Origin of the sequence: Paraburkholderia sp. (assembly GCF_034668105.1) — a bacterium.
Classification (GTDB): Bacteria; Pseudomonadota; Gammaproteobacteria; order Burkholderiales; family Burkholderiaceae; genus Paraburkholderia.
Genome location: NZ_JAXDPY010000388.1, coordinates 1 through 6,657 on the forward strand (window position 1 = coordinate 1; position 6,657 = coordinate 6,657).

Genomic DNA, 6,657 nt, shown 5'->3' on the forward strand with positions numbered 1-6,657 from the left:
TTTTTGGCATTCATTGTCGTGGCGCCGCGCGCGGTTGAGTCGGGACGTGTGCGCATCGTAGCAGCGCGATTGCGCGAAACGTTTCAGGCTGGAATGAAACGGCAAGATTCCGGAGATGAAGGACGTCTGCCAGTCGTCATCGTAAGCGCAGGCGGGTGGGTCGCAAAACGAGCAATTCTCACGCTGATGTGAGAAAAATTACGATGAGATTGACGCGTTGGAAGGCAAGATAAAAGGCCCGTGAGAGGGGCGTACGAAAGAATGTGAGTTATTTTGCGAAAAACAGGCGCACGGGGACGTTGACGGCAGCGCCGCTGGCGCGAGTACAGCCGGCCCCTCCACACTGGCTCAGGCCGGTCGAATGCAGTGTGCCCGCGCTGGCTTAGGCGAGTCGAATGCAGGCTCTCAATAGAAACGGGCGTGCCTTCGAAAGAGCACGCCCGCCGCTTCATTCATGCCGATGCCAGCTAGCTGGATCGGACCGCCCGCCCAAGCCATTGCTTCAAGGTGGGCCATGCGCCTGTCGTTACGCCGACGAACCCGGCGCACCCCAGCTCAGCCAGCCCTCAATGCGGAATCATCCCCTGCAGGAAGTTCTGCTGCACCCAGACCAGTATGCCGAGAATCACCGTCAACAGAATCGAGTGCTTGAAGGTCTTGGCGAACACGACGCCTTCCTTGCCTTTGAGTTCGGTGGTCGCCACGCCGGTCGAGATGTTTTGTGGCGAGATCATCTTGCCCATCACGCCGCCCGACGAATTGGTCGCCGCCATCAGGATCGGGTTCAGGTTCAACTGATTGGCCGCCACCACCTGCAGGTTACCGAACAGCGCGTTGCCCGACGTGTCACTGCCGGACAGGAACACCGCGACCCAGCCGAGGAACGCCGACACCAGCGGAAAGAACGCTCCGACCGACGCCGCACCCAACCCCAGCGTGTAGGTGAGCCCCGAGTAGTTCATCAGATACGCGAGGCCGACGATGGTCGCCACCGTCAGAATGGCGATGCGCGTCTGAACCCACGTGTCGACGATGGCCGCGCCGAATTCACGCGCGCTCAGTTTTACCATCAGCGCCGTGATGATCGCGGCGACCAGAATCGCCGTGCCGGTCGCAAGCGGCTGGAAGTCCCACACCGCGCCGTACGGCGTGTTGTACAGCGTGATGAACACGGCCTTGTCGAGCCCCGGCCACAGCACCTTGACATCGCCGATCAGGAAAACCTTTGCGATGGTCCACACGATCACCACTACCGAGACGATGATCCACGGATACCAGCCCTGGGCGCCGCCGATCTTGCCGCGCACCTCGGCGACACGGTCGATATTGATCGCGAATTTCGGATCGACGGCGGGTTTCCAGACGCGTAGAAACGCAATCGTGAGGACCAGCGACACCATCGACGACAACACGTCGGTCAAGCTGTAGTTCACGTAGTTCGAGGAGACGAACTGCGTCAGCGCGAAACTCGCGCCGGACACCAGCAGCACCGGCCATACGCGCAGCATGTTGCGAAAACCCGCATACACCCCGATCACGTAAAACGGCAGCAGGAAGGCGAAGAACGGCAACTGCCGGCCTACCATCTTGGCGAGCGAATCGGCCGGCAGGTGCGTGACGGCGCCGAGCACGGTGATCGGCACACCGAGCGCGCCGAACGCAACCGGCGCGGTATTGAAGATCAGCGTGAAGGTGAGTGCTTCGAGGGTGGGAAAGCCGAGCAGGATCAGCAGCGAACTGGTGATCGCGATCGGTGTGCCGAAGCCGGAAATCCCTTCGAGCAACGCGCCGAACGAAAAGCCGATCACGACCAGCACGACGCGCCGGTCGTTCGGCAGGTTGTCGATCATCCACATGCGAAAGGCCGCGAAGCGGCCCGAGCGCTGCGAGATGTTGTAGAGCAGGATCGCCGCGAACACGATCCACATGACCGGCCAGCAGGCGAAGACCGCGCCGGCGACCACGGAATTGACCGCGAGCCCGACCGGAAACTGCCACACGAAGATGGCCACGATCAGGCCGACGATCAGCCCCGCGAGCGAAGCCTGCCAGGCGGGCCGGCGCGCCCAGCCGAGCAGCAGCAGGACGACGATGATCGGTAGCGCGGCGACCAGGAATGACGGCAAGAGTGAATTGCCGACGGGAGTGAGTAGCTGGTGAAACATCCACGTCTCCTTCGTTGTTGTTCGAACTCGACGCGGGACTATGCACTGCGGGCGCGTCGGTCTGGTAGGACGGATGGGCGCTGTCGGCGCGTCGAAGACGTGCCGGGGCGCTTATCTAAACAGGTACTGCATGCGTGTGGCTTCCCAAAGCATAGAGCCCGGGCGTCAGGCGTCAAGAAGGGAAACTACGGGCGCGAGGAGAAAGGGCGCCGGTGAATCGCTGACGCGAGCGGCCCGCGTTGCTCGCGCCACGAGGCGCGCGAGGCCGACTCGGCGCGGCAAGGACCATGCTGGCGGGCTGGCCACCGCTGGGGCAACGCGGAACGCGTGCGTTATGCGGCATAGACCGGTTCCGTGCCTGGCCAATACGGGCATGGGACGCTCGACGCCGAAGCCCGTCAGCGAGTTCCGGCTGCGACACTCAGTGATAGTGGCCGTGGCCACCACCCCATCCGCCATGTCCGCCCCACCCGCCGTGGCCGCAGCAATAGCCGCCGAAACCGAAGCCGATGGAGACCGACGGCCCGTACCAGCCAGGATACCCGTAGTAAGCGGGATACACCGGCGGATAGTAGACGGGATAAGCCGGCGCCACATAGGCGGGTGGCGGGGCCGCAACCGCATACGTGGGCGGCGGGCTCTGCTGGGCATACTGCGCCTGCTGCGCCTGAGACTGTTGCTGCCCCTGCTGCCCTTGCTGCGCCGCCTGCGCATCGGGTGGCCCGACCTGCACGTCCTGTTGTGCCGCGCCTGCCGGGACAGTGGCGTAATACGGGTAGTAGCCGGCCGGATAGTAACCGTAAGGGTAATAGCAGCCGGACAACGTCAGCATACAGACCGCGCCGGCGAGCGCCAGGCTCGTTTGTGAAATACGTGGGAAACGTGAGAATCGACGCGGCAGGCGCGTACCGATCGCGCTAGCCGTGTTGAAGAGACGGGACTTCATGACGCGCTCCTGTTTTAATCGGACGCCGCCATTCGGGGCGTCATGGCTTGAGCTTACGCCGCCCCAGCGCCAACAGGATTGCAAAACCGTAACGGCTTATTTCACCTCATTGCAGACTGTTTTGCGAAGCAACCGGTGTGGCCGGGATTGCTTTCGTCCCCCGGCCACACGCCCGTCACTGATAGGCGTCCCAGGCTGCTGCGCCCGCAACCCGCCCCTTACTGCCGCTGGTAAATCTCGGCGCCTTTCTTCATGAACTCGATCGACTTCACTTCCATGCCTTTCTTCAGCGCTTCGTCGTCGGTGACGCCTTGTTGCGCGGCGAATTCGCGCACGTCCTGGGTGATTTTCATCGAGCAGAAGTGCGGGCCGCACATCGAACAGAAGTGCGCGACCTTGGCCGAATCCTTCGGCAGCGTTTCGTCGTGGAATTCGCGCGCCTTGTCCGGGTCGAGACCGAGATTGAACTGATCTTCCCAACGGAATTCAAAGCGCGCCTTCGACAACGCATTGTCACGCACCTGCGCGCCCGGATGACCCTTTGCCAGGTCGGCGGCGTGCGCGGCGAGCTTGTAGGTGATGATGCCCGTCTTGACGTCGTCCTTGTTCGGAAGCCCGAGGTGTTCCTTCGGCGTCACGTAGCAGAGCATCGCCGTGCCGAACCAGCCGATCATGGCGGCGCCGATGCCCGAGGTGATGTGGTCGTAGCCAGGCGCGATGTCGGTGGTCAACGGTCCGAGCGTGTAGAAGGGCGCTTCGTCACACCATTCCAGTTGCAGGTCCATGTTTTCCTTGATCAGTTGCATCGGCACGTGGCCGGGGCCTTCGATCATGGTCTGCACGTCGTGCTTCCACGCGATTTGCGTCAGCTCGCCCAAGGTCTTCAGTTCGCCGAGTTGCGCTTCGTCGTTCGCATCGTAGATCGAGCCGGGACGCAGGCCGTCGCCGAGCGAGAAGGCCACGTCATACGCCTTCATGATTTCGCAGATGTCTTCGAAGTGCTCGTACAGGAAGCTTTCCTTGTGGTGAGCCAGGCACCACTTCGCCATGATCGAGCCGCCCCGCGAGACGATACCGGTCATGCGCTTCGCCGTCAGCGGCACGTATTGCAGCCGCACGCCCGCGTGGATCGTGAAATAGTCGACGCCTTGCTCGGCCTGTTCGATCAGCGTGTCGCGGAAGATTTCCCACGTCAGGTCTTCGGCCTTGCCGTTGACCTTTTCCAGCGCCTGATAGATCGGCACCGTGCCGATCGGCACCGGGCTATTGCGGATGATCCATTCGCGCGTTTCGTGGATGTGCTTGCCGGTGGAGAGATCCATCACCGTGTCGCCGCCCCAGCGGATCGCCCACGTCATCTTGTCGACTTCCTCGCCGATCGAGGAGGTCACCGCCGAGTTGCCGATGTTCGCATTCACCTTCACGAGGAAGTTACGGCCGATGATCATCGGCTCGCTTTCCGGATGGTTGATGTTGTTCGGGATGATCGCGCGGCCGCGGGCCACTTCTTCACGCACGAATTCCGCCGTGATTTCCTTCAGCCCGTCGGGACCGAATGCGCTCGCGCCGAACGCCTGGCCCGGGTGCTGGCGGCCCATCATCGCGGCGAGCTTTTCGCCGTTCGGACCGCTCGTCTTCAGGCTTTCCAGGTACGCGGCGCGCTGCTGGTTCTCGCGAATCGCGATGTATTCCATTTCCGGCGTGATGATGCCTTTACGCGCGTAGTGCATCTGCGAGACGTTCTTGCCGGCGACTGCGCGGCGCGGCGTGCGGTGCAGGCCCTGGAAGCGCAGCTCGGCGGTCGCGGTATCGGCGGCGCGTTCGCGGCTGAAGTCGCTCGACAGACCCGTCAGCGCTTCGGTGTCGCCGCGCTCTTCGATCCAGGCTTGACGCAGCGCGGGCAGGCCGGCGCGGATGTCGATCTTGGCTTCCGGATCGGAGTACGGGCCCGACGTATCGTAGACGAAGACCGGCGGATTCTTCTCGCCGCCGAAGCTATCCGGCGTGTCGGCTTGGGAGACTGCGCGCATCGGCACGCGGATATCGGCTCGGGAGCCGGTCACGTAGACCTTGCGGGAATTCGGCAGCGGGGCGACAGCGGCGGCGTCGACGTGGGCGTCGGCGGAAAGGAATTTCGGATTGGCGTTCATGCGGATCTCCTCGGTCGACCGGAGCTGGCGCTTTAGCGCCTTACTCCGGTCCCATGCAACTTGTTGCGGTCGACGAGAGTGGGTGCCAGGCACCGACTCCAGTCCCATTCGGGGCCGCTAAGCAGGAGACGAGACGGAAGTTGTCGGAAATCGCGAGAAGTGAGGCGATAAAGCTGGAGTGCGAAATCCGTACGCTTCCCTGCGCTGGCATTATCCAGATCAGGTTCAAAGGGTATTTCTCACCCACGCAACACGGACCTCCAACCTCCGTGCGACGCAGGACCCCCGCGTTAGCAGCGCACACGATACACCGCTCGGGCGCTGCTTGGCAACCCGTCTTGAAAAAGTCAGATGTCGGAGTAACGCCGGTCAGCCGCGCAGTATTCTTGTTGTGAGAGGGCTGCCGGGTGCGATGCGGTGCGGAAATCTGAAGTGCGAGCGGGCTTGCGTTACAGCGTGAAATCGTCGGCGGCTTCGGGCTGAAACAGGATCTTATCGAGCTTCAGCACTTTCTCCGTGCCGCTCGGCGGCGTGAAGCGGATGCGTTCGCCGCGCTTGGCGCCGAGTAGCGCGAGACCGACCGGCGAAAACACGTTCAGGCGCCCTTGCGCGAAGTCCGCATCGGGCGGATAGACGACCGTCCAGGTCATCTGCTCGCCGCTGGTTTCGTCGACCAGCGTGGCTTGTGAATTCATCGTAACGATGTTCGCGGGGATGTCGCGCGATTCGACGATCACGGCACGTTCCAGGACGTCGTCGAGCATGTCCTGCAATCTTGCGTCGGCACCGGGCGCGGCCGCGTGCTTTTCAAGCCGGGCGACGTCGAGTTCGGTGAGGTAACAGGTTTTCGCCTTTTTCATGACGGGTTCTCCAATTGATCTGCATATAAGGGAATGACGTGCGGATGAGATCAGCCCGGAGCCCGACGACGTGGCCCCGGTGATGGAGGGAGCAACGTCAGATCGGGCGCCGGGCGGCGAGAAGCGGGAGCGTTCGGAACGGCTGGCTGGGATGCGGCATCGACACGTCCGTGCGCGCGCAACCGGTGGCGCGGCGGGGGCGCAAGCGATTAAAGGCACGGGAGATCGGAAAGCGCATCGGGGTAGCCGGCAGAGAGAAAGAAGTTTGGGTGAGCGCCGGAAAGAAAGCTTGATCGGCGCAATCGAAAGGTGAATGTTAGCACGGGCCGGGTGTCTCCTTAATTGCTGCCCGAGGGGGGCCGTGTGCACGGGGTGCGGTGGCCACGGGCGCGGATGTCGCGCTTCAGGCGAACAACGGCGCGACGGCGCGCGACGCGTTGGCCGAGCGTTTTGTCGATAGCGGCGGGCGGGTGTTTCGTGCCGCCAGTGACGGGCACTACCGGGTCGGCCGCGACGGCGGAGTGTTGTCGCTTGCG

General features: G+C 63.0%; 5 protein-coding genes and 1 riboswitch. Of the genes, 1 reads left to right on the top strand and 4 read right to left on the bottom strand.

Annotated elements, in window-relative coordinates; genetic code table 11:
* The coding region (locus QOC89_RS17330; RefSeq protein WP_323046137.1) for a hypothetical protein at positions 1 to 192 on the top strand (192 nt) is incomplete at its 5' end.
* A 374-nt stretch (positions 193 to 566) separates the two neighbouring features.
* Here QOC89_RS17330 and QOC89_RS17335 read toward each other — a convergent pair.
* The 4 genes from QOC89_RS17335 to QOC89_RS17350 form a co-directional block, all read right to left on the bottom strand.
* Positions 567 to 2,165, bottom strand: coding sequence for an L-lactate permease (locus QOC89_RS17335; RefSeq protein ID WP_323046138.1), 1,599 nt, complete (start codon positions 2,163 to 2,165; stop codon positions 567 to 569).
* 421 nt (positions 2,166 to 2,586) lie between these two features.
* Positions 2,587 to 3,111, bottom strand: a complete 525-nt coding sequence (locus tag QOC89_RS17340) for a hypothetical protein (RefSeq protein ID WP_323046139.1) — start codon at positions 3,109 to 3,111, stop codon at positions 2,587 to 2,589.
* 218 nt (positions 3,112 to 3,329) lie between these two features.
* Positions 3,330 to 5,261 (bottom strand): phosphomethylpyrimidine synthase ThiC, encoded by a 1,932-nt coding sequence (gene thiC, locus QOC89_RS17345; protein WP_323046140.1) that lies wholly within the window; start codon positions 5,259 to 5,261, stop codon positions 3,330 to 3,332.
* A 178-nt stretch (positions 5,262 to 5,439) separates the two neighbouring features.
* Positions 5,440 to 5,558, bottom strand: a riboswitch (TPP riboswitch).
* 152 nt (positions 5,559 to 5,710) lie between these two features.
* Positions 5,711 to 6,121 carry a GreA/GreB family elongation factor gene (locus QOC89_RS17350; protein WP_323046141.1) on the bottom strand — a complete coding sequence of 137 codons (411 nt, stop codon included), beginning with the start codon at positions 6,119 to 6,121 and terminating at the stop codon, positions 5,711 to 5,713.
* Between the last annotated feature and the right edge of the window lie 536 nt (positions 6,122 to 6,657).

Coding starts and splice junctions, on each gene's coding strand:
- QOC89_RS17335 (WP_323046138.1), bottom strand. CDS start 2,165: ATGTTTCACCAGCTACTCACTCCCGTCGGCAATTCACTCTTGCCGTCA.
- QOC89_RS17340 (WP_323046139.1), bottom strand. CDS start 3,111: ATGAAGTCCCGTCTCTTCAACACGGCTAGCGCGATCGGTACGCGCCTG.
- thiC (WP_323046140.1), bottom strand. CDS start 5,261: ATGAACGCCAATCCGAAATTCCTTTCCGCCGACGCCCACGTCGACGCC.
- QOC89_RS17350 (WP_323046141.1), bottom strand. CDS start 6,121: ATGAAAAAGGCGAAAACCTGTTACCTCACCGAACTCGACGTCGCCCGG.